The organism is Peribacillus sp. B65, from assembly GCF_058513295.1.
The window spans coordinates 5,513,571-5,515,055 of record NZ_CP195840.1 but is presented as its reverse complement, the minus strand read 5'-3'; the positions used below and the strand labels follow the sequence as shown (position 1 = coordinate 5,515,055).

Genomic DNA, 1,485 nt, shown 5'->3' with positions numbered 1-1,485 from the left:
ATGGAGCCAGCCGCCTAAGGTGGGACAGATGATTGGGGTGAAGTCGTAACAAGGTAGCCGTATCGGAAGGTGCGGCTGGATCACCTCCTTTCTAAGGATAATTACGAGAGCGCTTTTGTTTTGTTCAGTTTTGAATGAGTAATTCATTCAAATAGGAAAGACAAGCATCACGATGTGATGGATTCTTTCTGCTTTGTTCCTTGAAAACTAGATAATAGATAGAAGGCAATTAATTTTTTTCAAAGCATCTGTAAGACTTTTTTAACGGTTAAGTTAGAAAGGGCGCACGGTGGATGCCTTGGCACTAGGAGCCGATGAAGGACGGGACTAACACCGATATGCTTCGGGGAGCTGTAAGTAAGCTTTGATCCGGAGATTTCCGAATGGGGAAACCCACTGTTCGTAATGGAACAGTATCTTTACCTGAATACATAGGGTACTGAAGGCAGACCCGGGGAACTGAAACATCTAAGTACCCGGAGGAAGAGAAAGCAAACGCGATTTCCTGAGTAGCGGCGAGCGAAACGGAATTAGCCCAAACCAAGAGGCTTGCCTCTTGGGGTTGTAGGACACTCAACATGGAGTTACAAAGGAACGGGGTAAATGAAGTGATCTGGAAAGATCCGTCGAAGAAGGTAAAAACCCTGTAGTTGAAACTTCGTTCCCTCCTGAGTGGATCCTGAGTACGGCGGGACACGAGAAATCCCGTCGGAAGCAGGGAGGACCATCTCCCAAGGCTAAATACTCCCTAGTGACCGATAGTGAACCAGTACCGTGAGGGAAAGGTGAAAAGCACCCCGGAAGGGGAGTGAAATAGATCCTGAAACCGTGTGCCTACAAGTAGTCAAAGCCCGTTAATGGGTAATGGCGTGCCTTTTGTAGAATGAACCGGCGAGTTACGATTTCATGCGAGGTTAAGTTGATGAGACGGAGCCGCAGCGAAAGCGAGTCTGAATAGGGCGAATGAGTATGAGGTCGTAGACCCGAAACCAGGTGATCTACCCATGTCCAGGGTGAAGTTCAGGTAACACTGAATGGAGGCCCGAACCCACGCACGTTGAAAAGTGCGGGGATGAGGTGTGGGTAGCGGAGAAATTCCAATCGAACCTGGAGATAGCTGGTTCTCTCCGAAATAGCTTTAGGGCTAGCCTCAAGATGAGAGTATTGGAGGTAGAGCACTGATTGGACTAGGGGCCCCCAACGGGTTACCGAATTCAGTCAAACTCCGAATGCCAAATACTTATTCTTGGGAGTCAGACTGCGAGTGATAAGATCCGTAGTCGAAAGGGAAACAGCCCAGACCACCAGCTAAGGTCCCAAAGTATACGTTAAGTGGAAAAGGATGTGGAGTTGCTTAGACAACCAGGATGTTGGCTTAGAAGCAGCCACCATTTAAAGAGTGCGTAATAGCTCACTGGTCGAGTGACTCCGCGCCGAAAATGTACCGGGGCTAAACGTATCACCGAAGCTGTGGATTGACACCGT

Annotated in this window: 2 other annotated features. The window is 48.6% G+C overall.

The window, feature by feature from the left end:
• Positions 1-280: 280 nt before the first annotated feature.
• Positions 281-836, top strand: a sequence feature (23S ribosomal RNA rRNA prediction is too short).
• A 57-nt stretch (positions 837-893) separates the two neighbouring features.
• Positions 894-1,485: a sequence feature (23S ribosomal RNA rRNA prediction is too short), on the top strand.